Raw genomic sequence first — 18,368 nt, 5'->3', positions numbered from 1 at the left:
ATAGGATCGGATCTTCTATCCAGAGGGAGGACGAATACATGTCGGAGTTCAATGAAGAGCATGGTACAGACCACACGAGAAAAGAGGAAGTTCCGAAACGCATAAGCAGAAGGGATCTGCTTGTTTCCATGGGAGCGGCCGGCGTGGTCGTGGCTGCGGGAGGACTGCTGCAAGCAAGCGCGTCTGTCGCGAGCGGCGAGAACAGTTCGGTCGTGCAGGCGACGTATGGTGTACTGAACGCGAAAGAGCTCGGAGCGATAGGCGACGGCGTGGCCGACGATACGGCAAAAATTCAGGAAGCGATCGATTATTGTGCAGATCACGGCGGGGGCACCGTAGTGCTCCCTACGGGGATTTATAAAGTAACCGGGACGCTCATCATGAGAGCGGGAGTGACGCTGGAGGGTGTCGGCGTGAGCGCCTGGGATCTTTATTTCACGGATCGCATCAAGCGTCCGGCTCCGACAGAGCTGCGGTTCACCGGTCCGGGCCCGAAAGCATACCAGGTGACGTATGCGACAGACATGTACCCCTCCGGTGGCGTACTCGATAATACGAATACGCTGCCGAATCATGCCGACGCCCAGTACAGGCTGACCAATTTCCGTAATGGAGATGCGACGAGCAGCAGTCCGGCGACGACGAGAAAGTTTTCGGCGGGGCTTTATTTTCCCAAAGGCTGTGAATATGCCGCCATCCGTAATTTGCGAATCGTTCCTAATTACAACGGCATTGACGGCTATAACAATAAAAATTCGTTCGCGCTTGGAGATGAGTGGGATGTAGGCGTATTTATCGACAACGCGCAGGATATTGTGATGCATAACGTGCAGATTGTCGGCTATTGGCGTATCGCCGCCAAGCTGCAAACGGCCGGAACGCTGGGCGACGAGTATAAAAGTGCGGGAGCGGAGCGAAACCGGTTTTACGATTGCGTATTCCAAGGCCGGACCGGCGTGTGCGTACGCGGAGGAGACCTTTACCGGATTACGGAGATCGGGGGTTCGAGCGGCAACTATACGATCGAAATTCCTTGGTGGAACAGCAGCCCGATTCCTTCATCTGGACTGGTGAGGGTGGCGGGGACCTATGCGGCTTACACCTGGACGCAGGTATCGGGGGATAAAATGACGCTTGGCGGTATTTCGGCGAACCCTTCGCTTGTAGCAAATGTTGGCGACGGCTTGAGACTTTCCCCGTACAGTACAGGCTTTTCCGGCACGACGTATCTAAACTGCTACATTGCAGGCTTGGAGCATACCTCCAAACGTGGAGCATCGCATAACGATATTGGGCTTGGCGTCTCCAAAAATATTGAAGCTAGCGGGAATTTGCGTGCGCTGAAGTTTATTAGCTGCACGATTCAAGGATTTGAGGACGTACTGCTCCATCTTCATGACGCCGACGACATTCAGTTTATCGCGTGTTACTTCGAGTCGGCCAGAAGGTTCGACGGCGTTCTGGGCGGCGGCAGAATGATTGCTGCGCCTTACCGGAATGCGGCAGGAGCCAGAGGCGCTTATCCTTGCGGTCAAACGGAGAACGTTCAATTTATCGGAACGGAGTTTCACGTTTCGGTGGATAAAGCGCCGAAGTTCAAGCGGTTATCGGGAGTCCGGTATACGGATGGCGGGTTCTTTTTGCCCCGGTACGTATTCGACAGCTTCGAGACGTTTCCATTGGATGACGAACGGGATTTTGTCATCCGGGGTCCCAAGGATCAGCGAATCAAAATGCAAAATGCAGACGGCAAATCGGCGTTATCCGTCACGCCCGGTGCGAACCTTGAGCTGCACGGCAATATTAACAAAGTGAGCGGCAGCTTCGTTACGGACAGCATCGACGGCTACGAGTTCCGGGTCAAGGGCGATGCCAAAATAAAAATCGCTTCTTCCGGCAACGCCGATTTCACCGGGACGGCCAGTCCGAAGACGGATAAAGGCGCCAGTCTGGGCACATCGGCGCAGCGCTGGTCGAATGTGCATGTCGCGGACGGCGTGATCATGACAACGCCCGACGGCACCCAAAAATATAAAGTATACGTCGACAATAATGGCGAGTTAAAAACGTCGCTAATCTGATGCCGGGATGACCCCCGTTAAGGCTGCGTGGATTACCGATTCGAAGCCGCCTGATGGGGGCCGATCGATATGGAAGGGAAGGGTTGAAAGCCAGTGAAACTTCAATTTCGAAACATGAAGAAACACCTGCTCGTTCTTACTTTTCTAGCCGGTATGATTGCTTCTTTATACAATGATCAGTCGGTCTGGTCTCAGAAGCGACCTGATAAGCCGGTCGATCCCGGTAATCAAGCGGAACGCTACGATTCGGCGTTTTCCCAAACGCTCGTTTCGCAGATCGACTTCAGCGATGCGTCCACTCAGGTTTATCTTGGCTCGCCGAGTATCGTGCGCGTAGACGGAAATACACTGCTTGCTTCACATGATTATTTTGGTCCGAACGACCCGAGTCAGAAGACATCGGTTTTTCGTTCGGAGGACAATGGGCTATCTTGGGTGAAGGTTGCTCTGCTCGACCAAATGTATTACGGAAAACTGTTTATGCACGAGGGCAGCGTTTATTTGTTCGGTGTTTCCGGCAAACCGTTCAAATCGATCGTCATCCGCAAATCCATAGATCGCGGCAGCACCTGGACGACGCCATCCGATTCGAAGAGCGGTCTATTATTCACAGCGAACGGAACGAACGGTACAGACGGGTATCAGACCGCACCGACTTCCGTCATCATCGCAAACGGGAGAATATACCGGGCGTTCGAAGCCGCGGGCCCTCCGTATGAATGGCCGAAGCACTTCAAGGCGATGGTCGTTTCCGCGCCTGCGAATGCAGATCTGCTGGACGCGGCCAATTGGACGAAAACCAACGAGTTGGCGTACAACCCGGCTTGGACACCCGCATCGTGGAACAGCACGAAGCCCGGCTGGCTGGAAGGAAATATCGTGCAAGCGCCAAGCGGAGAAATGTGGAATGTATTGCGGATGAATTCGACTCCGATCAGCGGCAAAGCGGCAAACGTCAAGCTATCGGCAGACAACCGCAGCGTCAGCTTCGATCCCGCCACAGGCTTCATCGATTTTCCCGGCGGGATGAGTAAATTTACGTTGCTCTATGATGAAGCGAGCGGCACCTATTTATCCCTTGTGAACAATAATACGGCTCCCTCCAAAGCGGATCAAAGAAATGTGCTTTCCTTGTATTTTTCGGCCGATCTTGTGCACTGGAATCATGTTCGGAAGTTGATATCGGACGACTCGGGCCTGTCGCTGCAGAATTCGATAGCCAAAGTCGGGTTTCAATATGTCGATTGGCAGATCGACGGAGACGACATCATCTATGCTGTCCGCACCTCCTATGATGGCGCAGATACGTATCATAACAGCAACCGGATCACATTCCACCGGTTCAAAAATTTTCGGAGCTATATGGATCCTCCCAGAGGTGCATGGTCCTTTAATGAAGCTTCCGGATCGCTCGTTTCGGATTCCTCCAGATTCGGAGTAACCGGAACCGTGTATGGAGCGACGAGAACTTCCAGTTATTTGGGAGGCGGGCTGAGCTTCAATGGAGAAGATCAATACGTGGGTCTTGGAAATCAGTTGAAATCGGCGCTAAACCATGCTTCTGCTGTCACGATTACCGGTTGGATCAACAATCGTTCGCTGCCTGCGGGAGGTGCGGAAGGCGGTTGGCTGTTCGCCACGAACGCAGCCGATAATAAAGCGGGAGCCGAAGTGCTGCTGCGCGGCAATCATATTAGAGTAGGCGGAAGAAGCGGCGCGGGTGAGAATTACGAGTATAAAGATTATCCCTATACCTCTACGGCGCAATGGCATCATGTAGCGGGAATTATTGATTATAAGAACAATTCTATTCAGCTTTATATCGACGGTGTGCCGCAAACCCCAGCGAAAGATCGGAAAATCACCTTCGGCAGCCAAGCTTATCATCCCGGATCTTCACAGCAACCGGATACGATTGGCAAAAGTCCGGCGAACGGTGGGTTCTTCGACGGTCTGATCGATGAGGTGAAAGTATATGGGAGAGCGTTGTCGCCGAATGAAATTAATGAGCTGGCATACGACGGTCTGAAGGGATATTGGAAGTTTAATGAAGGAAGCGGGACGACGGCTCCGGATTCATCCGATTCCGAGCTGGATGGAAAAATCATGGGGGCCTCGTGGCTTTCTGGGAAACAGGGTCAAGGCTTGCGTTTTGACGGCAATGTTGACTACGTAGACTTAGATTACAAAATGGGGGCAGCTTTAAACGGCTCGCCGTCGATTGCGTTTTCCGGCTGGATTAACGAAAGGGTGCTTGCTGGTACCGGCGGCAGAACGCTGTTCGGAACAAGGATTAATGGAGCGACTGCAGGCTATGAGCTTGTTGTATTAAGCAATTCCATCCGGGTTGCCGGAAGAAGTACGCCTGCGGATCCGTATTCGACCAAAGATTTCGCCTATCAGCCATCGGGAACTTGGCGCCACATCGTCGGGATACTGGACTTTAAAGGGAACAACATCAGGTTATATGTAGATGGGGTCGAGCAACAGCCGATCGGCGGTTCCGTCAGTTTCAGCCGAAACGTTTACGAGCGTTTTCTCCCGACCCAGCCGGATGCCATCGGTAGAAGTCCTGGCGGCACTTCGTACTTCACCGGCATGATGGATCACGTGATGATATTCGGCAAAACATTAACGTCATTGGAAGTCGAGCATTTGTACCAACAGCAAAAAATCAATCATCGTATAGGCTCATTGGAGGAATAGCATATGAAAGCAACCGACAACTTTCGATTTGGTATGATCGGCGCGGGAAATATCGGCCGCGTACATATGAATACGTTAGGACAACTGCCTGAAGCCGAAATCGTGGCGGTGACGGATGTATTTGCACCAGTAGCACAAAGCGCAGCTGCCGAGTTTCATATCCCAACAGTTCATGAAACAGCGGAAAACTTGATCAACGATCCGAGTATCGATGCGGTCGTCATCGGGGTCCCCAACAAGTGGCATGCCTCTTTGGCGGTTCAAGCGCTGCGCAGCGGCAAGCATGTGATGCTGGAGAAGCCGATGGCGATCGACGTCGAGTCAGCTAAGGAAATCGTCCGCGCCCAGCGGGCTTCAGGGAAAGTTCTGATGATTCCCCATCAGATGCGCTGGGAACCGATACCGATGCAGGTCAAGGAGCAGATGGAAAAGGGGGCTCTCGGCGATATTTATTATGCGAAGGCCGGATGGTTTCGCCGGAAAGGAATTCCGGGATGGGGTACGTGGTTTACGCGTAAAGAGGAATCGGGGGGAGGTCCGTTAATCGATATCGGCGTTCATTTGCTTGACCTGTCGCTTCATTTGATGGGCAACCCGAAGCCGGTGAGCGTTTCCGGTTCCACGTATGCAGAGTTCGGTCCGAAGAAGAAAGGCATCGGCACCTGGGGGACGCCCGATTGGAACGGCCGTTACGATGTAGAGGATTTGGCGGCGGCAATCATCAAGATGGAGAACGGCAGTACGCTGAACCTAGAGGTGAGCTGGGCCGTCCACATGGATACGGACAGCGAACCGTTTATTCACCTGATGGGTTCCGAAGGCGGCGCATCCGTTCAAGGAAACAAGGGCAAATTGCTGTTCGAGCAATTCGACCGTGCTCTGGAGATCGAGCTGACTCCGCCAGCAGGCGACGAGGGAGCCCGCATCCGTCTTCACCGTCATTTCATCGAATGTATACGTGAAGGAAAACAGCCGATTACCCCGGTGATGAGCGGGTTTACGAATAATTTGATTCTTGAAGCGATTTATGAATCGTCCCGAACCGGGCGCGAAGTTACATTGGATTGGACAATATAAGGCCAGGAGCTTACGCTAAGCTGTTTGCGGCGGCCGACTTGCCTTTTTGATCGGAGAGAAGTAGATCGATGTGCGGACGATGACCTCCCTTTGCGGTGAGGTCATCGTTTTATGATAAGATTCATCTCAATCAGGAGTGCATCTTCATCGAATACGCTTCGATCAGAAGCTATTCTTAACGTAAACAATAATCTATATTGCCAATCGGCAGGTTCTCATATATAATTTACACGAGTAAATAAGAAAAGGAGGAAATATGTGGAACCCCGGTTTGTCGTATGGAAGCGATGCTTTGCCGCAGGGAGCTACAGTAGGATGAAAGGCAGTCGATCATTGATCGAATCGTGAATCAACAGTTTTACCGAGTACAAACAGTTCGGCTGCTTGGAGGTACTCCGATCGGAGGATCATTACGCCAAAAAATATACACGAGTAAAACGGGGTGGAGATCGCAATGAAGCTTCAAAAAGAATCGTATGACGTCGTCGTATGCGGAGGAGGATTGGCCGGCTTTTGCGCTGCGGTTGCCGCAGCACGGCAAGGGGCGCGCACTTGCTTGATTCATAATCGCCCGGTGTTCGGCGGGAACAGCTCCTCGGAAATTCGGGTGACGCCGCACGGCGCAGCGCAATTTCATGCGTATGCCAGAGAAACCGGCATCTTGTCCGAGCTGCTTATCGAGGAGAGAGCGCATAATCATGAACGCATCCGTGAAAACGGGTGGACGAATAGCGTATGGGACATGGCGATGTATGATATGGCTGTACGGACGCCGAACCTTACGTTTCATTTGAACACAGCGGTTACACAAGTGCTTATGGGCGATGAGCGCAACATTCATGCGGTTCATGCCGTTATTGCAGGCGCGGAAACGACGCTGGAAATTCAAGGCCGTGTGTTCATCGATTGTACGGGGGATGGAGTCGTGGCCGATGGGGCGGGCTGCGAGTGGCGATTCGGCACCGAAGGCAGAGACGAGTTCAATGAACCGCATGCTCCGGAGCAAGCCAGCACGGATACGATGGGCAGCTCGATTCATTTTAAAGCGAAGGATATGGGAAGGCCCGTACCGTTCCAAGCGCCGGAATGGGCGATCAAGCATGTAGATCCCGCGTATTTCTACGAGCAGGGCCGGCATTTTTACGACATCGTTTCCGGGTATTGGTGGATTGAAATCGGCGTCCCGTGGCACACCATTTACGACAACGAGGAAATACGGCATGAATTGACGCGCCATGCGCTCGGCATCTGGGATTGGATCAAGAACCACGATCCGAAAATGAAAGACAAAGCGGCGAAAATGGCGCTGGACTGGATCGGGCAAGTTCCCGGCAAGAGGGAAAGCCGGCGCATTATGGGGCAGTATGTCATGACGTCGAACGATGTCGCGGCCCGAACGGTATTCTATGATGAAGTCGCGTTCGGCGGATGGTTTATTGACTTGCATACCGCGGGCGGACTGCTTGCGGCTACGGCGGAGCCCGCCAGCGCGGAAGGCTACAGCAAAACAAGCGAATACGCGCAGAAAACGTATTGCGGTCCATACGGCATTCCATTGCGGATGCTCGTCTCCAAAGACGTGAACAACCTGATGATGGCGGGCCGAAATGTAAGCGCTACGCATGCCGCTTTAGGAACGGTCAGAGTCATGTCCACCACCGCGCTGATGGGGCAGGCGGTTGGAATTGCGGGAGCTATATCGGTTCAGCGGGATATTCCGGTAAACGAACTGCACTTATACGCCGCAGAGATCCAGCAAACGTTGCTGCGCGAAGGCTGTTTTTTGCCGAATGTACAGCATGACGACAACCGGGATTTGGCACGCCAGGCGGTCGCAACGGCAAGCAGCTCGGCGCTGGTGTATGGAGCCGGTCCGGAGAATACGGACACCACGTTCGGCTTTCGAAAGAAGGAGGATCAGCAAAAATACAAAACGATGCATGAGCCGCTGCATCATCGCCGAGGACAGTGGATTGCGATCGGTGCGGACCGCATCGATGCTATCTCCGTCTGCCTGACCAATACGAGTGCGAGTGATCAGGTGGTGAAGGCGTACATGGTACTGGTCGATCACATTTGGGATTACCGGACGGAGCCTTCGCAGCCGCTGGCCGCAACCGAGCTGCAGGTACCGACGGGCAGCAGGAAGAGATGGATCGATTGGAACGTGGGATTGACCTGGCTAACGGGGCTGCCGAAGACAGGATACATTCGGCTGGACCTGGACGCGAACCCTGCCGTCGAATGGCATTCGGCGAATACGGTCATTCCCGGCTTGACGTCCGCTTATGAAATGGGTAACGGCAAAATGAGACGGTACTTGTCCGACGGAGGGACGTTAAGCTTTCGCATAACGCCGGCTCAGTCCTGTTATGCTCCATCCAATGCGATCAGCGGAGCCGCGAGACCTCATGCTTCGACCAACCTGTGGAGATCCGACCCGAACGAGCCGTTAGGACAATGGCTGCAGCTGGAATGGAACGATACGGTCAGCATTCGCGAAGTCATTATTACGTTCCCGGGACATTTATTCAGGGAATATCATTGGTACGAGCCGTTTTATCGCGACCCGCAATGTACTAAGGCGTATTCGATTCAAGCTTGGCTCGATGACGAGTGGAAAGAAATCCACAGGGAGGAACATAACTACCATCGGCATAGAAAGCATGTTTTAGCGCAATCGGTGGCGACGAAGAAGCTGCGTATTGTTATCGAAGCGACGCATGGCGATCCTTCGGCTGCGATCTATGAGGTGCGCTGTTATTCGGAAAGGAGTGCCTGCTCTGCTCTACAATCAGCTTCAATTTCATAACGTAACCGAGCTGGATGAGCAATCCGGAACCCCAGGAGTTAGACAGCACCGGTTTCCGAAGGAGGTGCGAAATTCATTATCCGATCGGGCGAGGTTCATATCCGAGGATGCTTGCGGCTGCGAGGTGCGGTTTGTGACCGAGGCCAAGTGGATTCGCATCACGCTGTGCATCCCGGAGAGCGATGGCGACATTTTCGTCTACAAAGGCGGGTTGTTCCACTCCAAGCATCGGCTGCAAGCGGGGGCGCAGCAATCTATCCTGCTGGAGGAGCCGCTTAAGCTTCGCCAAGCTGACCGCACGCAGCTGATGCAGTCCGGCTTTGCTCCGGAAGTATGGCGGATATGCTTCGGCAAATATATTTGCAGCTGGAGCGAGGTGAACACTTACGGTTATCCCGTCCGTCCGCCTTACGCGCATGAAGTGCCTTCCGTCAAATGGCTCGCTTACGGATCTTCCATCACGCACGGCCTTCACAATCAGCCGATGACCTACGTCCAGCAGGCAGCCAGACAACTAGGCGTCGATGTGTATAATTGCGGTCTGGGCGGTTCCTGCCGCAGCGAGAAGGAAATCGCCGATTATTTTGCCTCCCGGGACGATTGGCATATGATCAGCCTGGAACTTGGCATCAATATGGTCGGCAGCTTCACGCCGGAGCAATTTCATGAACGTACGCAATATTTGCTTCAGCGGCTTATCGATGCGCACCCGGATAAACCGATTTTTCTGATTACGATGTACCCGTATTCGGCTACGCTGAGCAGATCCGAGATGTCGACCGTTGCTGCGCAGTATAATGAGGTTTTGCGAGATCATGCGAGGTGTTTCCAGCATCCCGCTCTGTATTTGATCGAAGGAAGCCAAGTGCTTGACGATTGCTCGGGCTTGACGACCGATCTGCTTCATCCCGGCGAATACGGGCACACGGCAATGGCCTATAACCTGGCTGCGCTGATGAATCAAGAATTGCAAGTAAACAAAGGAGGGCATGCGCATGAGTAAAAAGTATAGAGTCGGCGTTATCGGTACCGGGAATATTTTCAAAACGGCGCATTTGAAAACGTGGCTGGAGCATCCCGACACGGAAATCGTCGCATTATGCGATGTGCTGCCGGATCGGGTGCAGGCGATCGCCAAAGAGGCGAACGTGACCGATGTTTATACCGATTACCGGGAGGTCATAAGGCGCAGCGATATTGATCTGATCGATATTTGTACGCCGAACAAATTTCACTCGGTCATCTCCGTTGCCGCTTTGGAAGCGGGCAAGCACGTGTTTTGCGAAAAGCCGGATGCGATCAATCCGCAGGAAGCGCAGAGAATGGCTGACGCCGCTAAACGAAGCGGCAAGCTGCTGATGGTGATGCGAAACAACCGGTTTTCCTCGGCTGCGCAGTATTTGAAGCGTTATATTGATGAAGGACATATGGGCGAAATTTATACGGGCCGCTGCGGATGGATAAGACGCAGAGGCATTCCCGGTAAAGGAGGATGGTTTACCACCAAGGAGCTTTCCGGCGGCGGGCCGCTCATCGATTTGGGGGTACACTTTATCGATTTGTCCATGTGGCTGATGGGGAACCCGAAGCCCGTTGCGGTGAGCGGCGCGGTCTACACGAAGTTCGCCCATAACGAGCTGTCCGATTCGATTCACAGCACGTCCGGCGACAAGCAGGCCGGCGGCACGTATGACGTCGAGGATTTAGCGACCGGCTTTATCCGGTTCGACAACGGCGCGACGCTGCAAATTGAATTCAGCTGGGCGTCGAACATCGGCGAGGAAATGAATTTTATTGAATTTCGCGGGACGAAATCCGGCGCAAGTCTCAAAAGAGGGGAGTTGGCGCTGTTCTCGGAAGCCGCAGGACAATTGACCGATATCAAGCCGCAGCTGCATAAGCAAAAAGCGCCGCCGCAGCACGGGGAGAACATCAAGCATTTCATCGATTGCGTAGCGGGGCGAGCCGAGCCGATTATACGCCCGGAGCACGGCGTGGATATGATCAACATTTTATGCGCGATCTATGAATCGGCCGAATGCGGCAGGGAAGTTCGATTATAGGCAGTTCATGCGGAAAGTTCAATCTCGCAAAGAAGGAGGGGTTAGGTTGAAAAGATGGGCAGCTTCGTATGCAGCGACGGCCGCGCTTTTGCTTCTTATCGCCTGCAAACATTCGACTGCGTTCGAGGCTCCGAGGCACGATCAGAAGGCAGCGGACGTACCTGCCGCTGCGGTATCTGCGAACGGAACGGCCGCAGGGTTCGACCGCGATCCGGCTTATCATCCGTTCGACGCTTACAGTCCATGGAACACGCCGATCGGAGACGGCGCCATCTACGAGAAGGAGACGTCGCCCGGCTGGGACGCGGAATTGGGCGCGAACTTGAATTATAAAAACTGGACGCATCCGATATCGGTTGCGGCGGACAGCGATCCGGTCCGCGATTTGTTCAAAAAGAACGCGCTATTTTGGCGGATGAAGGTATCAAACGACGTGCAGCCGGATGCGAAGAGCGACGGAAACATCCATTTTATCGACGAGCATCATACTTACGTGGTGGAGACCTACAGTGCGGTCCGCAAGGACGACGGAAACTTGACGGTGGGCGGCTATGCGCGAAACTACATCGACGGACCCGGCGTCTACGACACTTGGCACGGCAGCCGGGCGTACGGCGGCACGGCCATCGGCGGAGTGATCCGGCCCGGGGAGTTCGAGAAGGGCATTCCGCACGCGATTGCGTCCGCCGTACATGCGACGGCACTCAACAAGCATGGCCCGAACGGCAAACCGTATACGTGGCCGGCGGCAAGCCAGGATGCGATATGGAACGAGCCGCTCCCGACAGGCTACAGCGATACGGGCAATGTGTACATGGGGTCGCTGCTCGCCATACCAAGGTCGGTGAATATTGGCGACATACAGGTGAACGGACGCGCATTGTCCGCGAAGGGCCGTCATTTTGCACAGGCGCTGCAGCAGTTCGGGACGTATATCGTAGCGATCGGCGGCAATCTGAACGCGGACGGCAAAGGGAAAATCATCTTTCCTTCCGATCCGGCGGCACAAGGCGAAGTATCGCCGGGATTGCTGCGCGAGATTGACGAGATCGCCAAATATTTGCAGGTCGTAACGAACAATTCGGAGCAGCATCCGGGGGGTCCGGGCGAGCGCATCGGCGAGCGGCCGAAGCAGCTTCCGACGAGCACGCTCTACCATTGGGATTTTTTGAACGATCAGACCCCAGGCTGGGTCAACTCCGGCGGTATCAGCCATGAAGCCGAACAGCTCCGGGTGAACGGCACGGCGCTCGCGATTTATGAGAAACGCGATTTTTCGGGCAGCTATTGTTACCAGGTCGAGATGACCTCCGGTGCATTAACCGAAGCCAATAAGGCGCATATCGTATTTCATTTTCAAAACCGCAACAATTATTATTTCCTGGAAGCGAGCGGGGGCAGCACGGGGCAAGTTTCGCTGAACAAAAAGGAAAACGGGATCATCACTCCGCTAGGTTCCATGAGCTACGATGTTCAGAACAGTACGGTGCTGCTGGAGATCGCCTATGACAAAAAGGGGCGCATTTCCGCTACGGCCAGTAAAAACGGAACGGTCACGACACTGTTTGACGGCGTGCCGGAGCGCTCGTTTAAGAGCGGCAAAATCGGACTTGGCGGCGACAATGCGGCGGTCACCTTCGACGAGGTGCGAATTTACCGTATAAACCAATGGCCTGCAGCTCCTACGTTCAGAAGCACGAGCGAGCTGCTCGATTCGCTCCGCCGCGGGAACAAGTTAAACGATGAACTGTACCGCAAGCTCTCCGACAACCTTTATCAAGCCGAGCGGTTTCGACAAGACGGGATGCCGGATAAGGCATTGGAGCAGTTGGATGCATTCATGCAGCTGTTGGACAATTCGGAAAGCGCTTCCGCAATGGATCCCGACGCCAAAACCAATCTATTCGATCGAGCCGACGCTTTGAAGGAGCAATTCAATAACGATGCATCGGCAGCGAGACCATTGCCTTCCGAAGCAAGCGAATATTCGATCGATTTTTCGGGTGGGGAAGCGCCGGATTGGTCGATGAACGCGGCCTGCTACGTCAACGATAAGGAGAATTTGTTCTGCGAGAGCTATGGCGGAGGCACTTCGCTCGCCGTTTATGACGGACAAATCTGGTCGGGCGATTACGTGTATCAAGCGGATGTGTGGACATTATCCAAGGGGAATGGCAACCGGCAGCGATTGTATTTCAACTATACAGACGAAAACAATAGTTACTATCTGGACATCGGCGCGACGGCCAATAATGACGTGTTCCTCCGGAAAAAGGTGAACGGCAAAATATCGGACATGGGAAAATATAGCGGTCATTACCCGCTGACAGGCGAGAAAGTGACGTTCGAGATCGAGTACTTGAACGGCGGAACGATTACGGTCAAAGGAACGGCGATGGATGGAACGACGACAACGCTGTTCGATCAAGTGGCGGATACGACATTCACCGGGGGAAAAATCGGAGTTGGTCTATGGAGCAGCGGCGCGTACTTCGATAACGTCATTGTGAAACCGCTTCACAGGAAGCCCGGCGATGTTCGATAAGGTGAAAGGCTTCGTTACTCTATTCTTTCGTTATCCTATTCTATTGAAGGAGTTCGATATGAATGAAGCGATTTGTCTGTGGTGTCATGATTTTATCGTTGATCCTTTCTTTTGTCGTCACGCGGCCAATCCTGGCGGAATCGAACTTTTTAAATTACGCGATCAATTTCAATGACAATACGGCGCCGTATTGGACATTGGATCCGAACTGCAGTGTGAACGGCGGCGAGCTTCAGTGCTCCATCTTCGGAGGGGTCATCGCCGATGCGATCTATGAAGGCCGAACGTGGTCCGGCGACTATTCGTACCAAGCCGATGTTCGCAGCTTCGGCAGCAGCTCCGGCAACCGACAGCATCTTTACTTTAATTATGTCGATGCGAGCAACCATTATTATGTGGATATCGGCGCAACCGCGGCGAACGACGTCTTCTTGAAAAAGAAAGTAGGCGGCGTCGTTACGGTTCTGGGTACTTACAGCGGAGCGTACCCGCTGACCAGCACCAAAGCGACGATTCAAATCGAATATGTGACCGGCGGAAGCATCACGGTGAAGGGGACAAAAGACAATGTGACTACCACCTTGTTCGCAGCCGTGCAGGACAGTACGTTCACCAGCGGCAAAATCGGCGTAGGCATCCGGGGAAGCAATGCGAAATTCGATAATGTGACGGCGACGGTGTTATCGACCGCGTTGAAGCGAGACCCCGCCTATCATCCGTTCGATGCGTACAGCCCGTGGAATACCCCGATTGGCGACGGCGCGCTTTACGAGCCGGAGACTTCGCCGGGCTGGGATACGGCCAAGGGAGTCAATTATAACTACACCCGGTGGACGCAACCGATCTCGATCGCCAACGAAGTCGCTCCGGTCCGCCGTATGTATAAAGGTGGTACGCTCGTCTGGAGCATGAAGGTCTCCGATTACGTGCAGCCGGATTCGCAGACCGACGCCAACATGCATTTCATTGACGAGGACCATATCTACGTGGTGGAGTCGTATAACACGCAGCGGGACGGTAACAACGACTTCACCGCTTCCGGCTACGCCCGCAACTACTTGGACGGCCAAGGGGTTTACGATACGTGGCATGGTACGCGCGCATATGGCGGTTCAGCCATCGCCGGGGTTATTCGTCCGGGCGAATTGGATAACGGCATCCATCATGCGCTCGCTTCCGGCATGCCGGCGCTGGCTTTTAACAAGAATGGTCCGAACGGGAAGCCTTTTGCGTGGCCCGCATCGAGCCAAGACGCATTTTACAACAATCCGTATCCGAATGGCTATAACGTCACAGGCAATGTGTACTTGGGATCGCTGCTCGCGATCCCGTTGTCCGTCCATATCGACGATATTCGGGTGAACGGCCAGCGCTTGTCCAACAAAGCCCGCAATTTTGCCAAAGCATTGCAGCAGTTCGGCACGTATACCGTATGCGTTGCGGGCACAGTCGCGGAGGATGGGGCGGGTAAAATTTCCTTTGTTGGCGATCCGGCAGGTAAATCTGAAGTGTCAAGCGCTTTGTTGGAGGAGATGGCCGAGGTCGCTACTTATCTTCAGGTCGTAACCAACAATTCGCAGCAAAATCCGGGGGGGCCGGGCGCCAGAATCGGAATTCGGCCGCCGCAGCTGCCGACGAGCACGCTGTATCACTGGGATTTCCTTAATAATCAAAGTCCCGGCTGGGTCATCACGGGTAATGCAACACGTCAGTCCGAACGGCTGCAAATCAACGGAACGGCTCAGGCGATACATGACAGAAGGGATTTTTCGGGCGACTATCATGTCCAAGTAGAAGCGACAGCAGGAACGTTAAGCGCTGCAAACAAGGGCCGCATTTTATTCAACTATCAGAACGACAACAACTATTACTTCCTGGAATTCAGCGGAGGCGGCTCGGACCAAGCCGCGATAAAGAAAAAAGTGAACGGCGTTGTGACTACCCTCGGCACGGCCAGTTATGATTTTCAGAACAGCACGGTGCTTTTCGATGTCGCGTACAGCAGCGGAAGTATGTCGGCCACAGTGAAAAAAGGGAACGTTACCACTACATTATTTACCGGTGTAGCCGACAGCTCCTTCAGCAGCGGGAAGATCGGGCTCGGCGGCGAAACGGCATCGGTGAATTTCGATGAAATTCGCGTATACCGGGTAAATCCGTGAATGATTCGTGACAGGAAACGCAGCATTTCGAAATATGTTCAAAAGGGGTGTTTTCGTTGATCAAACGCTTTGTTTTCATGCTAATCGCCGTCATCCTCGTCTTGTCGACCGCCTGCACGAACCATGCGGGGCAACCGAACAGCACTGGTAACCCGGCCGAAGCGAATAACCCGGACAAAGGGAAAGCTCCCGATCCGGTTACCGTAAAGCTGATGACATACAAAAGCATGTTCACCGAAGAAGATTTCGCGAAATACGTACAAAATCCGGTCAAAGCGAAGTATCCGCATATTACGGTGGAGCTGATGCCCATTAATGGCAATATTACCGATATGGTCGCATCCGGGTCATTGCCCGATCTGTATTATTTATGGTTCGCGAGCATTAAACCGTTAAGCGAGTTGAATGCGGTCGCCGATTTGGAGCCGCTCATCCAAAAAAATAAATTCGACACGAACGTGATCGAAGCCGAAACGTTGAAATCGATGAAAGTCATGAGCGGGCTGGACAAAATCCATGTACTCCCGATTTATTACAACGGCAACGCACTGATGTACAACAAAGATATATTCGAACGGTTCGGAGAGAAGCCGCCGGTCGACGGGATGACGTGGGAGAAAGTCCGCGATCTCGGCATAAAGATCAGCAAAGCGGACGGTAATGGAGAGTACTTCGGCTTTTGGCCCGACCGGGTATTCCGATTGTCGATGCAAGTCAATACTCCGTTCGTGAATAGTGCCGGAAAGGCGAATGTGATCACCGACGCCTGGCGGGAACATTTCGAACTGTGGAAAAGCATTTACGAGCCGCAAAAATTGGCATACGGCTGGCAGGACTTCTCCAAGGGCAAAATTGCGATGTGTGCGTGCAGCATCAGCACGATTCGAGACGCATTGAAAAATCCGAATTTGAATTTCGATCTGGTGACGTACCCCGAGCACAAGACACTCCCCGGCGTCAGTACAAGGCCGGACGGTATATTCACGGGCATATCTTCGGTCAGCGAGAAGAAGGACGCAGCGTTCCTGGTCATGCAGACGCTGTTATCCGATGAAGTGCAGACGGCTTTTACGAGAAACGGAAATATGAGCGCGGTGAATAAACCAAGTATTCGAGACCAGTTTATGGCCGATATTCCGGCTATGAAGGGGAAAAATGTAAAGGCCATCACCAACCGCAAATTTGCGGTCGCTACGTATGTGCCGAGCAATAACGATACCAACGCGGAGACGATTGCCGGCGATGTGTTCGCTCAAATGATGAAGGAAGGTCAGGATACGAATACGGCGCTGCGCATAGCCAATGAGAAGGTACAGGCGCTTCTGGATACAATCAAGTAAAACGCAAGCTTGGCCTGTGCCGCTATGATGGAAAAGCGAAATTGTCACAATATGAATACAGTCGGGGACCGAATGGAGACGGGGAAAATGAGAATAGCCGTGCAGTTGTTCACGCTCAGAGACTATTTGAAGACACCGGAGGATATAAGCGAAACCTTCAAGCGAATTCGGAACATGGGATATCGCGCGATCCAGCTTTCCGGAATGGGTCCTATTGACGATCGGGCATTGAAAGCGTTGGCGGATCGGGAAGGACTTGCTATTTGCGCTACGCATGTCAGCTACGACGAACTGGTTCATCATCTCGATGCAGTCATCGAAAGGCACCGCGTGTGGGAGAGCCGATACGTCGGACTGGGCAGCATGCCTCCGCGGTACCGCACGAGTCTGGAGGGCTATGACGCTTTTGCCAAGGAAATGACAGACATCGGGAGAAGGCTCGATAAGGCGGGGTTCAAGTTCATTTACCATAATCATGACTTCGAATTTACGAAATTTGAAGGAAGGTCCGGTCTGGATATCCTGTTTGCGGAGACGGACCCGGAAGCGGTCGATTTCGAATTGGATGTGTTCTGGGTGCAAGCCGGAGGGGGAGACGTTACGGAATGGATCCGCAAAGCGAACGGTCGCATGAAGGTCATTCACTTGAAGGATATGATCATCACCCGAGAAGGAGAGCGCCGCTTTGGTGAAATCGGGGAAGGCACGATGAACTTCAAGGGCATTTTGCAAGCCTGCAAGGAGATCGGCGTGGAATGGGGCTGCGTAGAACAAGACCGGTGCTATGACAAGAGTCCGTTCGAATGCCTGGAGATCAGCTACGGCAACCTCATGAAGCTGGGGGCAGGGGCTTAGCCGCGGATAGTGCGATCCTTGAAATGCATGCAGGCACGCTATAGGAAAGAGCGAAGTGCATCTGCCCGGACACCCTGTATCCGTCGGTACCGGAGCATGCAAATGAACAGCATCGTTTCTGAAAGAGGTTAACTTGGTTCATTGGTTAGCCTCTTTTTTCATGAGGTTTGACCGTTCAAGCGGCTAGTACAAATGTCAATCATTCTGACAAAAATCGCCATATTTCGCGATTTTATCCGATTTGTTTATTTTTTGTTTAGAAGCCGGTGTTATGATAAAAGAAAAGGATTACGGCCGTTGATGGCGGGTTAGCTGCGCGGCGACGGCCAAAAATATCCGAGAATGCTATTTTACATACCGGAGGGGAACCATGAAAGTATCGCACGAGGAGAAAGAGAAGCATCTGAAGATGGTGTACCGAAATAACGTCATCGTCGCGAGAGATGGAGAAAAAATCATCGTGGTGCACAGCAAACGTTCCATCAAGCCATTATTGCCATTTGAAATATCTCAGCAAGTATTCGAGCAATGGAAGCGGAGAGACGATCGAATCGCCGTTACCGAAACGCCGTATAAGGAATTGTTCGCTATTGAGGTTCATCGGTCGGATACGGCTCTGGTGTGCGTTACCGATTTTAACGAAATCGAATTTAGCGAGCATTAAAAATAAGGGAGAGCATCGCCTATGATGTTCATCCCTTTTTTTAACATGGCTGGTCAGTCATGG

Annotated in this window: 11 protein-coding genes; all 11 read left to right on the top strand. The window is 53.0% G+C overall.

What is annotated here, in order from left to right; translation table 11 throughout:
• The first annotated feature begins 38 nt into the window (after window positions 1–38).
• The 11 genes from KXG62_RS06235 (at window position 39) to KXG62_RS06185 (ending at window position 18,305) form a co-directional block, all read left to right on the top strand.
• Window positions 39–2,081, top strand: coding sequence for a glycosyl hydrolase family 28-related protein (locus tag KXG62_RS06235; protein WP_218091078.1), 2,043 nt, complete (start codon window positions 39–41; stop codon window positions 2,079–2,081).
• Window positions 2,082–2,174: 93 nt separating this feature from the next.
• A complete protein-coding gene (locus KXG62_RS06230; protein ID WP_218091077.1) occupies window positions 2,175–4,787 on the top strand; it encodes a sialidase family protein in 2,613 nt (870 codons plus the stop codon).
• A 3-nt stretch (window positions 4,788–4,790) separates the two neighbouring features.
• Window positions 4,791–5,864 (top strand): Gfo/Idh/MocA family protein, encoded by a 1,074-nt coding sequence (locus tag KXG62_RS06225; protein ID WP_218091076.1) that lies wholly within the window; start codon window positions 4,791–4,793, stop codon window positions 5,862–5,864.
• Between the two features lie 454 nt (window positions 5,865–6,318).
• On the top strand, window positions 6,319–8,676 hold the full coding sequence (locus KXG62_RS06220; protein ID WP_218091075.1) for an FAD-dependent oxidoreductase: 2,358 nt from the start codon (window positions 6,319–6,321) through the stop codon (window positions 8,674–8,676).
• Window positions 8,677–8,809: 133 nt separating this feature from the next.
• Window positions 8,810–9,679, top strand: coding sequence for an SGNH/GDSL hydrolase family protein (locus KXG62_RS06215; protein ID WP_218091074.1), 870 nt, complete (start codon window positions 8,810–8,812; stop codon window positions 9,677–9,679).
• Window positions 9,672–10,739: a Gfo/Idh/MocA family protein gene (locus KXG62_RS06210; RefSeq protein WP_218091073.1), complete on the top strand. Its 1,068-nt coding sequence runs from the start codon at window positions 9,672–9,674 to the stop codon at window positions 10,737–10,739. Before KXG62_RS06215 ends, KXG62_RS06210 begins: the two co-directional genes overlap by 8 nt.
• 46 nt (window positions 10,740–10,785) lie before the next feature.
• Entirely contained in the window at window positions 10,786–13,284 is a 2,499-nt protein-coding gene (locus KXG62_RS06205) for an FIMAH domain-containing protein (protein WP_218091072.1), read from the top strand.
• 62 nt (window positions 13,285–13,346) lie between these two features.
• Window positions 13,347–15,446: a hypothetical protein gene (locus KXG62_RS06200; protein ID WP_218091071.1), complete on the top strand. Its 2,100-nt coding sequence runs from the start codon at window positions 13,347–13,349 to the stop codon at window positions 15,444–15,446.
• A gap of 56 nt (window positions 15,447–15,502) precedes the next feature.
• Window positions 15,503–16,786 carry an ABC transporter substrate-binding protein gene (locus tag KXG62_RS06195; protein WP_218091070.1) on the top strand — a complete coding sequence of 428 codons (1,284 nt, stop codon included), beginning with the start codon at window positions 15,503–15,505 and terminating at the stop codon, window positions 16,784–16,786.
• A gap of 87 nt (window positions 16,787–16,873) precedes the next feature.
• A complete protein-coding gene (locus tag KXG62_RS06190) occupies window positions 16,874–17,641 on the top strand; it encodes a sugar phosphate isomerase/epimerase family protein (RefSeq protein WP_246627316.1) in 768 nt (255 codons plus the stop codon).
• Window positions 17,642–18,011: 370 nt separating this feature from the next.
• Window positions 18,012–18,305 carry a hypothetical protein gene (locus tag KXG62_RS06185; protein ID WP_218091069.1) on the top strand — a complete coding sequence of 98 codons (294 nt, stop codon included), beginning with the start codon at window positions 18,012–18,014 and terminating at the stop codon, window positions 18,303–18,305.
• Window positions 18,306–18,368 lie beyond the last annotated feature (63 nt).

Source organism: Paenibacillus solanacearum (assembly GCF_910593845.1).
GTDB lineage: Bacteria > Bacillota > Bacilli > Paenibacillales > NBRC-103111 > Paenibacillus_G > Paenibacillus_G solanacearum.
This window is presented reverse-complemented; position numbering and strand designations above follow the sequence as displayed.